This is a genomic window from Streptomyces sp. CC224B, from assembly GCF_030010595.1.
Taxonomy (GTDB): domain Bacteria; phylum Actinomycetota; class Actinomycetes; order Streptomycetales; family Streptomycetaceae; genus Streptomyces; species Streptomyces longispororuber.
Window position 1 is genome coordinate 1 of sequence record NZ_JASCXL010000169.1, and the last position, 15811, is coordinate 15811.

The window sequence follows — 15811 nt, forward strand, 5'->3', positions numbered from 1 at the left end:
CTCGATCCGCGCCCACTGGGCGTCAGTCAACGACACACCCAGACCAACGACCGGATGATCCGAAGGAAACGGCCTAGGCGGGCAACCCGCGCCCGGATGCGCCCCCGCCTGTGGAGGCTGGGGCCTGGGTGATCTCGCGGATCGCCGTCACGTCCATCCGCGCCGGTGACCCGAGATCCGCGCCGCAGCTCTCCGGGCGGGGCGGTAGCGAGGCGCCCTGGGCGACGGTGACGTGCCAGCGCCGCCCGTCGGTGTGGACGACCGTCACCTCCCACCGCGGGGCGTCACCGGTCGTCCGTACGACGTTCAACACGTCCGCCCTGTGTTCGCGTACGGCCGTGCGCACGGCGAGTTCGGCGGCCTGCCCGGGGCGCGCCCAGGCGCTGTTGCCCCGGCAGCCCTCGGTGACGACGTGGCCGTCCCGCGCGGCGCGCAGTATGTCCTTCACCGCGTGGGCGGCCATCCGGCCGTACGCGTATCCGTACGGCAGCACGAGCATCGTGGGGGAGAAGCGATGACCACCTAGATGAGTGATCTCCCAGACGCTTTCCTCTCCGGAAGCGGTGAGGTCACCGGCGAGCGGGCGGCCGAGCAGGGCGCAGCAGCGGTCGCGCTTGCCGTTCGTGCAGACGAGCGCGAGCGGGTCCCCGGTGTACGGATCGCCGAAGCCGCCGTGGTCGCCCGCGCCGAGCGCGACGAAGTCCAGGTCGAGCAACTGCCGCGGGTCGTCGACCGTGTGCGAGCGCAGCCAGCCCGCTCCCGGCGGGGTGTGGGCCACGTACACCTGGTGCCGGGCGGGGGTGTGGCAGTCGGCGTGCCGGCCCGGGCGCCGGATGAGCGCCACCCGCACGCCGGTCGACTCGGCGGCGCTCTCCAGCGCGCGGCCGACCTCCGGGTCCAGGTGGCTGGACGTGAGCGCCTTGGCGCCCCAGGGGCCGGGCTGTTCGATGAGCAGCCACGTCCTTGCGGTGGCCGCGGTGCCTGCGAGGGGCTCGTTGAGGTCCCGCGAAACGGTCGCGCACGTACTCACGGAGGGGAGCCTAACCTGTGGCCCCGGCCGTATTCAGATTTCGGGACCCGAAGGCAGCGGCTGCGGTGGGCGCGGCCCGATGTACTGGCCGACGGGACGCATGCGCATCGGCCGCTCCCCGTACTCCTCCAAGGCGTGCGCGATCCAGCCCGCCGTGCGCGCCACCGCGAAGATGGTCTCGCCTGCCTCGGCGGGCATGCCCGTCGACGCGGTGAGGACGGCGAGCGCCAGGTCCACGTTGGCGTGCAGGCCGGTGTGGCGTGCGGTGGTCGCCACCACGTCGCGTGCCGCCGCGAGCGCCGGGCCGGCCTTGGGCATCACCTCCAGCAGGCCGAACAGCGCCTCCGCGCGCGGATCCTCGCCCGCGTACAGGCGGTGGCCGAGGCCGGGGACGCGGCGTCCCGCGCGCAGTTCGGCGGCGATGACCGGCGTCGCGGTGCCCCGGTCGAGGACTTCCATGAGCATGCGGTGGGCGAGGCCGCTGGCCGCGCCGTGCAGGGGGCCCTCCAGGACGCCGAGGCCGGCCGACACCGCCGCGTACGGGTGGGCGCGCGCGGACGCCGCGACCCGGACCGCCAGCGTGGACGCCGCGAGGTCGTGGTCGACGAGCAGGGCGAGGGCGGTGTCCAGGGCGTGCAGGGAGGCCTCGTCGGGGTCGTGACCGGTGAGCCGGGCCCACAGGCGTCCGGCGAGCGGTCCGCCGTCGCGGTGCCCGGACCTCACCGGCGGGAGCGCCGCGACCAGGGTCGGGATCATCGTGCGGGCCGTTCCGACGACGGCTTCCTCGGAGAGGTCGAAGCGGAGCGGGTCGGCGGCGGCCGCCGCGATGGCGGCCACGCGCAGCCGGTCGGTGGGGGTGCAGTGCGCCGGCAGGGCGCGCGCGGCGAGCCGCGCGGAACCGGCCGGCTCCGGAGGTGCCGTGAAGTGGATGCCGGGGCGTAGCACGCCGGTCCACAGCCACTCGGCGACCTCTTCGTAGGAGTGGCGCAGGGCCAGGTCGGCGGCGTCCACACCGCGGAAGTAGTAGCGGTCCTTCTCGATCAGCGTGATGCGGGTGCGTACGGAGAGCTCGTGGGCCGCGGAGGTGGCGGCGGGCTCTCGCCGGTTTCTGCGCGCGAGTGCCTGGACCTCCTTCGGGTCGAAGGTGCTGCCGCGCCCTCCGGGGCCGCGCCTGCTGGTGAGCTGACCGCGGCTGACGTACGCGTACACGGTCTCGGCTTTCACGCCGAGCAGCTCCGCTGCCTCCTTGGTGCTGATCCGCCGACTCTCGCGGGCGGCGGTCGCACCCGCTTCATGATCCGTCATGGGCGTCACCGTATCCGCGTCCCGACGTCTGTATGTGCACATTGATCCAATCAATATTGACAGCAATTGAGTCAAGTATGGACAGTCAAGTCAAGTTCAGGGAGGAAGACGAGGATCCCCATGCCGATCAATGGCTCCGCCACCACCCCCGCAGCCCCCGTCGAGGTCCCCCGTGGCCTCGCGGGCGTCGTCGTCACCGAGACCCGTCTCGGGGACGTGCGGGGGCGCGAGGGCTTCTACCACTACCGCCAGTACTCCGCCGTGGAGCTCGCCCGGACCCGCGGTTTCGAGGACGTCTGGTACCTGATGTTCCACGGGGAGCTGCCCGACGCCGCCCGGCGGGCCGCCTTCGCGGAGCAGACCGCGGCCCTGCGCCACCTGCCCGAGGACGTACGCGCGGCCCTGCCCGCCATCGCCCGGGCCGGCACCCTCTCCGGGCCGCTCGCCGGACTGCGCACCGCGCTCTCGCTCTTCGGCGCCTCGAAGGGGTTCCGGCCGGTGTACGACATCGACGGCGACCGGCGCCGTGCCGACGCGCTCGCCGCGTCCGCCGTCGTGCCGACCCTGTTGACCGCGCTGTACCGGCTCGGCCAGGGTCTCGATCCGGTGGAGCCGCGCGACGACCTGTCGTACGCCGCGAACTACCTCTACATGTTGACCGGTGTCGAGCCGGATGGGGACCGGGCGCGGGCCATTGAGCAGTACTTGATCTCGACCATTGATCACGGCTTCAACGCGTCAACCTTCACGGCCCGTGTCATTGCCTCAACGGGTGCGGATGTCGCGGCCTGTCTCGGCGGCGCCGTCGGCGCGCTCTCCGGCCCTCTGCACGGGGGTGCGCCCAGCCGAGCCCTGGACACACTCGACGCGATCGGCACCCCCGACCGCATCGACGGGTGGATCCGGGAGCGGGTTCTCGCGGGCGAGCGGATCATGGGCTTCGGGCACCCCGTCTACCGCACGGAGGACCCGCGCTCCCGGATGCTGCGGGGCATCGCGCAGCGGTTCGGCGGGGAGCTGGTGGAGTTCGCGGTGGAGGTGGAGCGCCAGGTCGAGGCGATCCTGGCGGAGCTCAAGCCGGGGCGCGAACTGCACACCAACGTCGAGTTCTACGCGGGCGTGGTCATGGAGCTGTGCGGGCTGCCGCGGGAGATGTTCACGCCGACGTTCGCCTCCGCGCGGGTGGTCGGCTGGAGCGCCAACATCCTGGAGCAGGCCGAGGACTCGAAAATCATCCGCCCGGCGGCCCGGTACGTGGGGCCGGTGCCGCCGGAGCCGGTGCCGACCGCCTGAGGCCGCGGGGACGTACCTACGCCCGGGGTGGTGTCGTGCCGCCTCGTCGCTCGGCCAGTGCCTGCTCGAACAGCCGGAACACGCGTCCTTCGGGACTGTCCGGGGGCAGTTCCGCCTTGCGTGCCCGCGCGGCGTCCCAGTAACGCCGGAATGCGGTACTGCCGAGCAGGTCCTTCGCGTGGATCAGCAGTTCGGCCTCGGTGTAGCTTCCCCAGCTGAGAGCGAGTACGTAGTGGCTGAAGGTCAGGTTGGCGTAGAGGTTCTGCCGGAGTACGGGGGAGGGGGAGTCGGGGTAGTCGTTCCATACGTGCGCCAGGGAAGGGTCTTCCATGGCCATCTGCGTGAGTTGGACGTGCAGCGCACGCATATCAGCCTCGGCGCTGCGGCGCAGTTCGTTGCGGGCCGCCCCTAACTCGGCGCGCTGGAGAGCGAGTTCGTGGCGCTGGAGCCGCAACTCCCGCTGCTGAACCAGGAGGGTGGCGATGAGCAGGAGAAGGGCGATGCCTGAGAAGACCGCGCTCACGCCCCCGAAGTAGTCGCCGAGTGAGCTGCGTTCCTGCGCGACGTGGCGGTCGCCGTTGACAGCCTCCACGCCCCTTATCAGCCAACCGCTGATGACGATGGATGCTCCTCCGACCAGTGCGATACCGGCCGCGGCGGCAGCCGCCCACGCGATCCAGGTCGCCGGGCGCCACCTGTGCTGACGTGTCATCGAGGTCCTCCCGGGTTCGCCGGATCCTTCCCGGGGCGCCGGAAGGGAAACGGCCCCCGCCCCGAGGGGTGGGGGCCGACTCGATGGGCACCGCTGAACTGCACCGAGTCCTTCGGCGGGCGCTCACCGTTACGCGTCGGGGATATCGGACTTCGAGGAGAGGAGTACCTGGCGCGGGACGACGACGATGCGCCGGGGTCTGTCAGGGCGCTCATCCTCAGGAGGCAGGAGACTCTGGAGGGTGTCGGTCCTGTCGGTGCCCATGACGGCGAAATCTCCGTCGTGGAGTTCGAAGATGTCAGGGCAGGTGTCGCCGGCTAGGCACCCTCGCTCGCGCGGGGACAAGCCTATGCGGCGTCGTATGGAGGGGTTACGAGCACCTCTGCGCCCGTGAGCAGCGGACATGCAGTGATCCTTGCGTGACGTGGAATACGAGTGCCACCTTGCGAGGGGTTACCTGCTGTGACGCGAGGTTCGTGTCGACACGCCTTGGTTCGGAGTGACACGACTTCGGAGGGCTCAGGCGTCAGGGATGTCGGCCTTGGCGCGAGTGAGGGTGCTCCGGCTGATGACCACGATGCGCTCGTAGTCGGCACGTGCGGCATCGACCGGCAGCACGCTGTCGAGCTCCTTGGTCCTGTCTGTCCCGATGACGGCGAAGTCGCCGTCGTCCAGTTCGAAGATGTCCGGGCAACTCTGACCTGTTGCGCTGCCCCGCTCGCGGGGAGAAGCGCCGATGCGGCGCGCGATCTTCAAAGGGGTACCGGTCCTTGGCTGGGTGGTTCTGGATGATCAGGGCGGGGACACATTAGCCGCTTGCCGCCGCTGCTCCCGCCTGCGTCGACGTGCCCTGTGTCGTGCCGCGATCACCACCGCACCTACTGGTGGGCGGAGGGCTTGCCCACGACCCACCATTCTTCTGTGTCGGCCTCCGCCAGATCACGTGCCAGGCGATCCGTCATCCGGCCCACCTGCGCTTCCTTGGACGAGTCGTGCAGGCTCGCGCGGTGATGACGCGTTGCTTCCCAGTACTCCCGGAACACCTCGTTCTGACACATGATGCGGAGGTGCCCGTAGAGCTCCTCAATGGTCATGGCACCGATGCGCAGCGCGTGGACAGCGTTGATGTACAGCGCGTTGGCGAAGAGGAACTGCCGCTGCTTCTCCAGGGGCACGGCCTCGTCGTAGGTATCCAGTACGACGGTCAAGGCAGGATCGTCCATGGCCTTGCACAGCAGGTCGAAGTGGAGCCGGTGCTGTTCCGTGAGCGCGGTCTGCCTGCGCTGGTGCGCCGCACGGGCGACGAAGGTCGCGATCGTCAAGGCGAGTCCGGCGGCCACGGCCGGGCCCGCCCCTCGTATCCCGAAGTTCTGTGTGGTCATGTCAATCCCCGAATCAGGCGACCGTCCGCCGGTCTTCGGGCGCGGGGCGGCGGGGTGCGGACCGGCGAGCGATGGGCGACGCTTGCCGCCTCCCAGAGTGCCGAGCGGCTCTGATCGGCCGGGAGGCGGAGAGGAGGCGCACGGAAGCACGGCGGGCAGCCGTACTCACACATCCCTGCGCCGTGTCCAGGATGTGCCCCGCCGGTGCCGCGCGGAATCGTTCGCCAACCGGAACGTCTACGCGCACATATCCTGGAGCGGTGTTCGGATGCCGTACACGCTCGTCGTCCACGAGCTGTATGCGGCCCGAGCGACTTGATCCGCCTTGATGTGTGTTGATGCGAGGGGCCACACGTGAGTCAGCAGCAGATCCCTGTCATCGTCCTCACGGGATTTCTGGGATCCGGCAAGACGACCCTGTTGAATCATCTGTTGCACCGCAGCGGAGGCAGCCGGATCGGCGCCATCGTCAATGACTTCGGCTCCATCGAGATCGACGCCATGGCCGTCGCCGGACAGCTCGGCGACTCCACCGTGTCCCTCGGCAACGGATGCCTGTGCTGCGCGGTGGACGCCGGCGAGCTCGACGTCTATCTGGAGCGGCTCGCCCGGCCCTCGGCGCGCATCGACGTCATCGTCATCGAGGCGAGCGGGCTCGCGGAGCCGCAGGAGCTCGTCCGGATGGTGCTGGCCAGCGAGAACCCGGGCATCGTGTACGGGGGCCTGGTGCAGGTCGTGGACGCCGCCGAGTTCGACGCCACGAGGCAGCGCCACCCCGAGGTGGACCGGCACCTGAGGATCGCGGACCTCGTCGTCGTCAACAAGGTGGACCGGGTGCCGGGGCCGCAGCGCGACCGCGTCCTCGACGAGGTCCGCCGCCACACCGACCGGGCCGCCGTCGTCGCCGCCTCGTACGGACGCGTGGACGTGGAGCTCGTCCTCGACCGCAAGCCCGTGGGGGAGCGCGTCGGCCAGCTCTCCTTCGACGACCTGCACGACCACGGCGAGACGCCGTCCGCGCAGGACGGCCACCAGGAGGGCCCGGCCGCCGCCGAGGCCGACGGCGCCTGCTCCTGCGACGATCCCGGGCACGCCCACCCGCACGCGGGCTACGAGAGCGTCGCCTTCACCTCGGAGGCGCCGCTGAACCCGCGCCGCCTCATGGCCTTCCTCGACAGCAGGCCCGAAGGGCTCTACCGCATCAAGGGGTACGTCGACTTCGGCGCCGCCGACGCCCGCAACCGCTACGGCGTGCACTCCGTGGGGCGCTTCCTGCGCTTCTATCCCGAGCCGTGGGCGCCCGGCGAGAAGCGGCTGACACAGCTCGTCCTGATCGGCTCCGGCATCGACGTACCGGCGCTGCACGCGCAGTTGACACTGTGCCGGGAGAACGAGGAGGACGCCCCGGCCACCGACGAGTTCGGCATGTGGGGCGTCCTGCGCTTCGTACAGGAGCCGGCGGGGGAGGAGGGGCCGGGAGCCGGGGCCCACGGTCCGACCGAGGACGAGGACGAGACCGGGGCCGCGGCCGGAGCGGGATCGGACCTCGGGCCGGACGGTGGGCCGGACTCCGTGGAGGACCCCGCACAGGACTCCGCCTACGCGCTCGGCCCGGACACGGCCGCCGTCGGCCCAGACCGCGGGGCCCACGACGAGCTGGCCCCCGACCCCGACCTCGACTTCGGGCCAAGCACCGGGCTCGGGCCGGTCGAGGAGGAGGACGAGGACCCGGAGCCCGGTACCGAACTCGGCCGCTGAGCTAGGCCGCCGGGCCCGCGACCGCCGCCACCGGCTTCGCCAGCGAGACCCCGGAGCCGTCCCGGCGCGGGTCGGGCTCCGGCAGCTGCGCCGGCAGGCCCGTGCGCTGTGCCGCGCGCGGTGGCGTCGGGCCCGCCCAGGCGAAGCTCAGGCAGTCCTCGCCCTTCAGCAGGCGCTGGCAGCGCACGCCACCCGTCGCACGCCCCTTGCGCGGGTACTGGTCGAACGGCGTGAGCTTCGCCGTCGTCTGCACCGAGTCGTCGAGGGTGCCGCGCGTACCCCCGACCGTGAACACCACGGCGTCCACCGCCGGGTCGACCGCGGTGAAGGAGATGACCTTCGCGCCCTGGGTCAGCTTGATGCCCGTCATGCCGCCGGCCGGACGGCCCTGGGGCCGCACCTGCCCGGCGGGGTAGCGCAGCAACTGCGCGTCGTCGGTGATGAAGACGAGGTCCTCCTCGCCCGTGCGCAGCTCCATCGCGCCGACGATGCGGTCGCCGTCCTTGAGGGTGATGACCTCCAGCTCCTCCTTGTTGGCCGGATAGTCGGGCACCACGCGCTTCACGACGCCCTGCTCGGTACCGAGGGCCAGGCCGGGCGAGGACTCGTCGAGCGTCATCAGGCAGATCAGCTTCTCGTCCGCCTCCAGGGAGAGCAGTTCCGCGACGGGGGCGCCGCCGGAGAGGTTCGGCGCGGACGCCGTGTCCGGGAGCTGCGGCAGGTCGACCACGGAGAGCCGGAGCAGGCGCCCCGCGGAGGTCACCGCGCCCACCTCGCCGCGCGCGGTCGCCGGCACCGCCGAGACGATCACGTCGTGCTTGACGCGCTTGCCGTCGCCCTCGGGAAGGGGCTCGCCGTTGGCCGTCCGGGCGAGGAGCCCGGTCGAGGACAGCAGCACCCGGCACGGGTCGTCCGCGACCTGCAGCGGCACCGTGGCGGCGGGGGCGCCCGCCGACTCCAGGAGCACCGTGCGCCGGTCCGTGCCGAACTTCTTCGCCACGGCGGCCAGCTCCGAGGAGACCAGCTTGCGCAGCTCCGCGTCCGACTCCAGGATCCGGGTCAGCTCGTCGATCTCCGTGTTCAGCTTGTCCCGCTCGGACTCCAGCTCGATGCGGTCGTACTTGGTGAGGCGGCGCAGCGGGGTGTCCAGGATGTACTGCGTCTGGACCTCGCTCAGGGTGAAGCGCTCGATCAGGCGCTCCTTGGCCTGCGCGCTGTTGTCGCTGGAGCGGATGAGGCGGATGACCTCGTCGATGTCCAGGAGGGCGATGAGCAGGCCCTCCACCAGGTGCAGCCGGTCGCGCTTCTTGCCGCGGCGGAACTCGCTGCGGCGGCGCACCACCTCGAAGCGGTGGTCGAGGTAGACCTCCAGGAGTTCCTTGAGGCCGAGCGTGAGGGGCTGGCCGTCCACCAGCGCCACGTTGTTGATGCCGAAGGACTCCTCCATCGGCGTCAGCTTGTAGAGCTGCTCCAGGACGGCCTCCGGGACGAAGCCGTTCTTGATCTCGATGACCAGGCGCAGGCCGTGCTCGCGGTCGGTGAGGTCCTTGACGTCCGCGATGCCCTGGAGCTTCTTGGCGCCCACCAGGTCCTTGATCTTGGCGATGACCTTCTCCGGGCCGACGCTGAACGGCAGCTCCGTGACGACCAGACCCTTGCGGCGCGCGGTCACGGCCTCCACGGACACCGTCGCGCGGATCTTGAAGGTGCCGCGCCCCGATTCGTACGCGTCCTTGATGCCGGACAGGCCCACGATCCGGCCGCCGGTGGGCAGGTCCGGGCCCGGGACGTACTTCATCAGCGTCTCGAGGTCGGCGCCCGGGTGCTTGATCAGGTGGCGGGCGGCGGCGATGACCTCGCCGAGGTTGTGCGGCGGCATGTTCGTCGCCATGCCGACCGCGATGCCCGACGCGCCGTTCACCAGGAGGTTCGGATAGGCCGCCGGGAGGACGGACGGCTCCATCTCCTGGCCGTCGTAGTTCGGCTCGAAGTCGACGGTGTTCTCGTCGATCGACTCCGTCATCAGGGAGGTGGCGTCGGCCATCTTGCACTCGGTGTACCGCATGGCGGCCGGCGGGTCGTCGTTGCCGAGCGAGCCGAAGTTGCCGTGGCCGTCCACCAGCGGGAGGCGCATCGAGAAGGGCTGGGCCATGCGCACCAGCGCGTCGTAGATCGACGCGTCGCCGTGGGGGTGCAACTTACCCATGACCTCGCCGACGACACGGGCGCACTTCACATAGCCGCGCTCGGGGCGCAGGCCCATCTCGTTCATCTGATAGACGATCCTGCGGTGCACCGGCTTCATGCCGTCCCGGGCGTCGGGCAGGGCGCGGGAGTAGATGACCGAGTAGGCGTACTCGAGGAAGGAGCCCTGCATCTCGTCGACGACGTCGATGTCGAGGATCTTCTCCTCGAACGCGTCGTCGGGCGGTGGGGTCTTCGTGCTGCGGCGGGCCATCGCTGCTGCGGCTCCTTCACCAACAAGTGTGAGATCTGACGCCGACCATTGTGGACCGTCCCACTGACAACCCGGACCACGACCCGTCCGGGACCCCGGCCGCGACCGGGCGGTGACCAGCCCGAAACCCGCGCGCACTGTGGCCCCGGCCCGGGCCGCGCCGCGCCCCCCGCCCCAGTCCGCCTCCCGGCGGCGACGCGGCCACAACCCCACGGCGACTCCGGCCGAGGACCCGGCCACGACCGCCCCACCCCTCCCCGCGCGGCCTCACCCCGTCCCACCCCGTCCCACCCCGTCCCACCCCGCCCCTGATCACGCCCACGGCGAACATCGACTACGCGAGGGGCGGAACGGGAACTTCGCCAGGCGTCGGCGGGCTTGCATACAGTGGCAGGACTGGCAGCAGCCAACGAGGATTCCGCGATCGAAGGGACGTACATGCCCATGGGTCACACGGCCACAGCCGAGGCAGGCTCCGGCGGCCTGACAGCGACCGAGCACCGGCTGGCCAACGGCTTGCGCGTGGTGCTCTCCGAGGACCACCTGACCCCGGTCGCGGCGGTGTGCCTCTGGTACGACGTGGGCTCGCGCCACGAAGTCAAGGGACGTACCGGCCTGGCTCACCTCTTCGAGCACCTGATGTTCCAGGGGTCGAAGCAGGTGCACGGCAACGGCCACTTCGAGCTGGTGCAGGGCGCCGGGGGCTCGCTGAACGGCACGACGAGCTTCGAGCGCACCAACTACTTCGAGACCATGCCCGCCCACCAGCTCGAACTCGCCCTGTGGCTGGAGGCGGACCGCATGGGCTCCCTCCTGTCGGCCCTCGACGAGGAGTCCATGGAGAACCAGCGCGACGTGGTGAAGAACGAACGCCGCCAGCGCTACGACAACGTCCCCTACGGCACGGCCTTCGAGAAGCTCACCGCGCTGTCGTACCCGGAGGGCCACCCGTACCACCACACGCCGATCGGCTCCATGGCCGACCTGGACGCGGCCACCCTGGAAGACGCCCGCGAGTTCTTCCGCACGTACTACGCGCCCAACAACGCCGTCCTGTCGATCGTCGGCGACATCGACCCGGAGCAGACGCTCGCCTGGGTCGAGAAGTACTTCGGCTCCATCCCGTCCCACGACGGCAAGCAGCCGCCGCGCGACGGCTCGCTGCCCGAGCGCATCGGCGAGGAGCTGCGCCAGGTCGTCGAGGAGGACGTGCCGGCCCGCGCCCTGATGGCCGCCTACCGCCTGCCCGAGGACGGCACGCGCGCGTGCGACGCCGCCGACCTGGCCCTGACGGTGCTCGGCAGCGGCGAGTCCTCGCGGCTCTACAACCGCCTGGTGCGCCGCGACCGCACCGCCGTGACGGCCGGGTTCGGCCTGCTGCGGCTCGCCGGGGCGCCCTCGCTCGGCTGGCTCGACGTGAAGACCTCCGGCGACGTCGAGGTCCCCGTCATCGAGGCCGCCGTCGACGAGGAGCTGGCCCGGTTCGCCGAGGAGGGCCCGACGCCCGAGGAGATGGAGCGCGCCCAGGCGCAGTTGGAGCGCGAGTGGCTCGACCGCCTCGGCACGGTGGCGGGCCGCGCGGACGAACTGTGCCGGTTCGCCGTCCTCTTCGGTGACCCGCAGCTCGCCCTCACCGCCGTCCAGCGCGTCCTGGACGTCACCGCGGAGGAGGTCCAGGAGATCGCCAAGGCCCGTCTGCGCCCCGACAACCGCGCGGTGCTCGTGTACGAGCCCCTCGCCCCCGCGGACGGCGGCGAGAGCGCAGCGGACGCCGCGGACTCCCCGGCCCCCGGGAACGCCGCCGACGAGACCCAGCAGGAAGAGGAGGCGGCGAAGTGACCGAGGCCGCGACGTCCGTGACGATGGAGTTCCACCCGCAGCCCCAGGCGGGCACCGCCAAGCCCTGGGCCTTCCCGGCCCCCGAGCGCGGCGCGCTGGACAACGGCCTGACGGCGCTGCGCTGCCACCGCCCCGGCCAGCAGCTCGTCGCCGTCGAAGTCCACCTCGACGCGCCCCTGGACGCCGAGCCGCAGGGCCTGGACGGCGTGGCCACGATCATGGCGCGGGCCTTCTCCGAGGGCACCGACAAGCACTCCGCGGAGGAGTTCGCGGCCGAGCTCGACCGCTGCGGCGCCACGCTCGACGCGCACGCCGACCACCCCGGGGTCCGGCTCTCCCTCGAAGTGCCCGTCTCCCGCCTGCCGAAGGCCATGGGCCTGCTCGCCGACGCGCTGCGGGCGCCCGCCTTCGAGGACGGCGAGATCGAGCGCCTCGTCCGCAACCGCCTGGACGAGATCCCGCACGAGGCCGCCAACCCCGGCCGCCGCGCCGCCAAGGAGCTCTCCAAGCAGCTCTTCCCGGCCACCTCGCGCATGTCGCGCCCGCGCCAGGGCACCGAGGAGACGGTCACCGCCATCGACTCCGCGGCCGTACGCGCCTTCTACGAGAAGCACGTGCGCCCCGCCACGGCCACCGCCGTGGTCGTCGGCGACCTCACCGGCACGGACCTGGACGCCGTCCTCGCCGACACCCTCGGCGCCTGGACCGGGGACACGGCCGAGCCGCGCCCGGTGCCCCCGGTCACCGCCGACGACACCGGCCGCGTCGTCATCGTGGACCGCCCCGGCGCCGTCCAGACGCAGCTCCTCATCGGCCGCGTCGGCCCGGACCGGCACGACCGCGTCTGGCCCGCGCAGGTCCTCGGCACGTACTGCCTGGGCGGCACCCTGACCTCGCGCCTGGACCGCGTGCTGCGCGAGGAGAAGGGCTACACCTACGGCGTGCGCGCCTTCAGCCAGGTCCTGCGGTCGTCCCGGGACGGCTCGGGCACGGCCATGCTCGCCATCAGCGGCTCCGTGGACACACCGAACACGGGCCCGGCCCTGGACGACCTGTGGAAGGTGCTGCGCACCCTCGCGGCCGAGGGCCTCACGGACGCCGAGCGCGACGTGGCCGTGCAGAACCTGGTGGGCGTGGCCCCGCTCAAGTACGAGACCGCGGCCGCCGTGGCCGCGACGCTCGCCGACCAGGTCGAGCAGGAGCTGCCGGACGACTTCCAGGCGAGCCTGTACCGGCAGTTGGCCGAGACGGGCACCGTGGAGGCCACCGCGGCCGTCGTGAACGCCTTCCCGAGCGACCGCCTGGTGACGGTGCTCGTGGGCGACGCCGCGCAGATCGAGGAGCCCGTGAAGGCCCTCGGCATCGGTGAGGTGACCGTCGTCTCCGGCTGACGGCCCACCCACCGCGCGAACAAGGGCAAAACGGCAGCAACGCCGTGTAACGCAACGGACCCCGGAGGCCCATGGTGCCTCCGGGGTCCCGCGTGTCGCCGTATGCCCGAATTGGCATGGAGGTTGGGTGTCTGCCGTGTGGCGTGCGCTACAAAAGGCGGGATCCGTTTGTCGATTGAAAGAAGAGGCGTTTAGCGTCAATCCGGCTGTCCGTCAGGCAGTACGCCGCACCCGCGGCGCCGGACAGTCATCGCCGAGTCCCCGTACGGCGTGAGCCAGGGGAGCCGGGGACCCACACGTCCCTGGGGTGAATCGGACCCCTCGCCGCCAGTCGAGGAGCCCGTAGGAGACCTTCCTGCTCCGAACCCGTCAGCTAACCCGGTAGGCGAGAAGGAAGGAAAGGACCAGCCGCTTCATGGCGCTCATCCGCCCCACCGGTAAGCACCGCCGCCCGAGCCGCATCACGCGTACGACCGCCGGTGCCGCGGGCGTCGCCGCCCTCACCACCACCGGCGTCATATCGGGCCTGGCCGCTCCGGCGCTGGCCGCCGACAGCTCCGCCGACCACGCGGGCACCGGCCTCACCCAGGCCATCTCCATCAACGACACCCTGGCCGACGAGATCGACGCCCAGGCCGCCGCGCAGAAGCAGGCCGCCGTCGAGGCCGCCGCGCAGAAGAAGGCCGAGGACGCCGCGCGCCAGAAGGCCGCCGAGCAGAAGCGCAAGGCCGAGGCCGCCGCCAAGGAGAAGGCGAAGAAGGAGGCCGAGGCCAAGGCGGCGAAGGAGGCCAAGGAGCGGGCCAGGGAGCGCGCCGCCCGGGACGCCGAGCGCAAGCGCCTGAACGGCTACGTCGCCCCGGTCGCCGGGTCGTACGTCTCCACCTCCTACAAGGCTGGCGGCGCCATGTGGTCCTCCGGCAGCCACACCGGCATCGACTTCCACGCCGCGTCCGGCACCTCGGTCCAGGCGGTCGGCGCGGGCACCGTCGTCGAGGCGGGCTGGGGCGGCGCCTACGGCAACAACATCGTGATCAAGATGAACGACGGCACGTACACCCAGTACGGGCACCTGTCGTCGATCAACGTGACCGTCGGCCAGAGCGTCACGCCCGGCCAGCAGATCGGCCTCTCCGGGTCCACCGGCAACTCCTCCGGCCCGCACCTGCACTTCGAGGCCCGTACCGGCGCCGAGTACGGCTCGGACATCGACCCGATCGCCTACCTGCGCTCCCACGGCGTCGCCGTCTGACCCACCGCGCCGCGCGGCCCCGTCGGCACGGCCCGCGCCGCCGCGTACCGCACCACGCCCTGTGAAAAGCCCCGGCTCCCGTGAGCCGGGGCTTTCGGCGTGCCCGCCCGCGCCTTTGGCCCGCCCGCGCGTCTCTTCCGCCGACGCGTTGCGTCAATTGACCGCTGTACCTATGGCCAAAAGATATCCATGGTTTCTCCGCGCCATCGGAAAATCCGTCGGCCTGCAATAGAGTCCGTGCCGACAGCGTCCACCAGGTCGCCGCACCGACGCCATTCGTCGCGGCCCGCGAAGTGAAGCGCGGACGGCGACGCGCGAAGCGTTTCGCGGGCAATGAAGGGCATGAAAGCGGAGGTCCGTCATGCGTGTTCCCGCGCACTCGGTCTGCACGGCCATCCGGGACGACATCGTCTCCGGCGTCCACGCACGCGGCGCGCGGCTCACCGAAGAACTCCTCGCCCGCCGCTACGGCGTCTCCCGCGTCCCGGTGCGCGAGGCCCTGCGCACGCTGGAGGCGGAGGGCTTCGTCGTCACGCGCAGACACGCGGGCGCCTGCGTCGCCGAGCCCACCGAGCAGGACGCCGCCGACCTCCTGGAGGTCCGTACGCTCCTGGAGCCCCTGGCCGCCGCCCGGGCCGCGCAGCGCCGCACCGACGCCCACCTGAAGGTGTTGCGCGGGCTCGTCCGGCTCGGCCAGGAGCGGGCCCGGCGCGGCGGCGCCGAGGACCTGCGCGCGCTCGACACCTGGTTCCACGAGACGCTCACCCAGGCCTCCGCAGGCCCCGGCCTCATCGCCCTGCTCACGCAGCTGCGCCACAAGATCGCGTGGATGTACGTGGCGGACGCGCGGGCCGCGGCCACGGAGGTGTGGGCCGGGTACGCCGCCCTCACCGACGCGGTGGCCCGCCGGGACGCCGACCGGGCCCGCACGCTCGCCCTGCTGGCCGCCGAGCGCGCGGCGGCCGCGTACCGGCTGCGGGGCGGGTCCGTGAGGGGTTCGCAACATGCCGTGAACAAGGTCGGCGCACCGCATTAACGAGAGGCCTGTATACCAACAGGCGTATACCCGCAGAACCGGCCACAGGATCAACAGCGGACCGGCGGTAGAACCGGCAACAGACCGGCAGCGGAAGCGACACCGGAACCAGTAACAGATCGGCAGCAGAACCAGTAGGAGAACCAGCAAGAGAACTACCGATGGAACTGCTGGCGGAACTGCCGGCGGAACTGAATGCCGGGCACGAGTTCCGCGCCCCGTGTTTTCTTGAAAAGCGAAAGAGCCGCGGGGGGGGGGGGGGGGGCCCCCCGCGGCCGGGCCCACGGCCGGTCCCTGATGCTGGTCGCCGAGGCCCAGTGCCTGGAGGAGGGCCGCTCCCGCGTCGCCCTGCAGGTGT

At 71.5% G+C, this 15811-nt stretch carries 11 protein-coding genes, 1 pseudogene and 1 riboswitch; of the genes and pseudogenes, 6 read left to right on the forward strand and 6 right to left on the reverse strand.

The window, feature by feature from the left end:
• Window positions 1–73: 73 nt before the first annotated feature.
• Complete coding sequence (locus QK440_RS38680; RefSeq protein WP_282797952.1) at window positions 74–1030, reverse strand: sucrase ferredoxin; 957 nt, start codon at window positions 1028–1030, stop codon at window positions 74–76.
• A 33-nt stretch (window positions 1031–1063) separates the two neighbouring features.
• Window positions 1064–2335 (reverse strand): citrate synthase, encoded by a 1272-nt coding sequence (locus QK440_RS38685; protein WP_282797953.1) that lies wholly within the window; start codon window positions 2333–2335, stop codon window positions 1064–1066.
• A gap of 120 nt (window positions 2336–2455) precedes the next feature.
• On the opposite strand from QK440_RS38685, the gene QK440_RS38690 reads away from it, so the two are divergent.
• The gene (locus QK440_RS38690) at window positions 2456–3628 is read left to right on the forward strand and encodes a citrate synthase/methylcitrate synthase (protein WP_282797954.1); all 1173 of its coding nucleotides are present in this window, start codon (window positions 2456–2458) and stop codon (window positions 3626–3628) included.
• Between the two features lie 16 nt (window positions 3629–3644).
• Here the strand turns inward: QK440_RS38690 and QK440_RS38695 are convergent, their stop codons facing one another.
• From QK440_RS38695 to QK440_RS38710, 3 genes are all read right to left on the reverse strand, one after another.
• Window positions 3645–4340 (reverse strand): DUF6082 family protein, encoded by a 696-nt coding sequence (locus QK440_RS38695; RefSeq protein WP_282797955.1) that lies wholly within the window; start codon window positions 4338–4340, stop codon window positions 3645–3647.
• A gap of 519 nt (window positions 4341–4859) precedes the next feature.
• Window positions 4860–5096, reverse strand: a complete 237-nt coding sequence (locus QK440_RS38705; RefSeq protein ID WP_282797957.1) for a hypothetical protein — start codon at window positions 5094–5096, stop codon at window positions 4860–4862.
• Between the two features lie 122 nt (window positions 5097–5218).
• Window positions 5219–5722, reverse strand: a complete 504-nt coding sequence (locus QK440_RS38710) for a DUF6082 family protein (RefSeq protein ID WP_282797958.1) — start codon at window positions 5720–5722, stop codon at window positions 5219–5221.
• A 354-nt stretch (window positions 5723–6076) separates the two neighbouring features.
• Here QK440_RS38710 and QK440_RS38715 point away from each other — a divergent pair.
• Window positions 6077–7180 (forward strand): annotated as a pseudogene (locus tag QK440_RS38715) (CobW family GTP-binding protein); the annotation flags it as partial.
• Window positions 7181–7481: 301 nt separating this feature from the next.
• Here QK440_RS38715 and QK440_RS38720 read toward each other — a convergent pair.
• Window positions 7482–9938, reverse strand: a complete 2457-nt coding sequence (locus QK440_RS38720) for a DNA topoisomerase IV subunit A (protein ID WP_282797960.1) — start codon at window positions 9936–9938, stop codon at window positions 7482–7484.
• Window positions 9939–10382: 444 nt separating this feature from the next.
• Between QK440_RS38720 and QK440_RS38725 the strand changes: the two genes are divergently transcribed.
• The 4 genes from QK440_RS38725 to QK440_RS38740 all read left to right on the forward strand — a co-directional run bounded on the left by QK440_RS38725 (window position 10383) and on the right by QK440_RS38740 (window position 15453).
• Window positions 10383–11777, forward strand: coding sequence for a pitrilysin family protein (locus tag QK440_RS38725; protein ID WP_282797964.1), 1395 nt, complete (start codon window positions 10383–10385; stop codon window positions 11775–11777).
• Window positions 11774–13168 (forward strand): pitrilysin family protein, encoded by a 1395-nt coding sequence (locus tag QK440_RS38730; protein WP_282797961.1) that lies wholly within the window; start codon window positions 11774–11776, stop codon window positions 13166–13168. The genes QK440_RS38725 and QK440_RS38730 overlap by 4 nt, the downstream gene beginning before the upstream one ends.
• Window positions 13169–13409: 241 nt before the next feature.
• A riboswitch (cyclic di-AMP (ydaO/yuaA leader) is annotated at window positions 13410–13571 on the forward strand.
• Window positions 13572–13583: 12 nt separating this feature from the next.
• Window positions 13584–14417 (forward strand): M23 family metallopeptidase, encoded by an 834-nt coding sequence (locus QK440_RS38735; protein WP_282797962.1) that lies wholly within the window; start codon window positions 13584–13586, stop codon window positions 14415–14417.
• 361 nt (window positions 14418–14778) lie between these two features.
• Window positions 14779–15453, forward strand: a complete 675-nt coding sequence (locus QK440_RS38740) for a GntR family transcriptional regulator (RefSeq protein ID WP_282797963.1) — start codon at window positions 14779–14781, stop codon at window positions 15451–15453.
• Window positions 15454–15811 lie beyond the last annotated feature (358 nt).

What these genes read in the sequence shown, in the direction of transcription:
- QK440_RS38685 (WP_282797953.1), bottom strand. Translation starts at nt 2,335, where the DNA reads ATGACGGATCATGAAGCGGGTGCGACCGCCGCCCGCGAGAGTCGGCGG.
- QK440_RS38725 (WP_282797964.1), top strand. Translation starts at nt 10,383, where the DNA reads ATGGGTCACACGGCCACAGCCGAGGCAGGCTCCGGCGGCCTGACAGCG.
- QK440_RS38740 (WP_282797963.1), top strand. Translation starts at nt 14,779, where the DNA reads ATGCGTGTTCCCGCGCACTCGGTCTGCACGGCCATCCGGGACGACATC.
- QK440_RS38720 (WP_282797960.1), bottom strand. Translation starts at nt 9,938, where the DNA reads ATGGCCCGCCGCAGCACGAAGACCCCACCGCCCGACGACGCGTTCGAG.
- QK440_RS38735 (WP_282797962.1), top strand. Translation starts at nt 13,584, where the DNA reads ATGGCGCTCATCCGCCCCACCGGTAAGCACCGCCGCCCGAGCCGCATC.
- QK440_RS38695 (WP_282797955.1), bottom strand. Translation starts at nt 4,340, where the DNA reads ATGACACGTCAGCACAGGTGGCGCCCGGCGACCTGGATCGCGTGGGCG.
- QK440_RS38690 (WP_282797954.1), top strand. Translation starts at nt 2,456, where the DNA reads ATGCCGATCAATGGCTCCGCCACCACCCCCGCAGCCCCCGTCGAGGTC.
- QK440_RS38710 (WP_282797958.1), bottom strand. Translation starts at nt 5,722, where the DNA reads ATGACCACACAGAACTTCGGGATACGAGGGGCGGGCCCGGCCGTGGCC.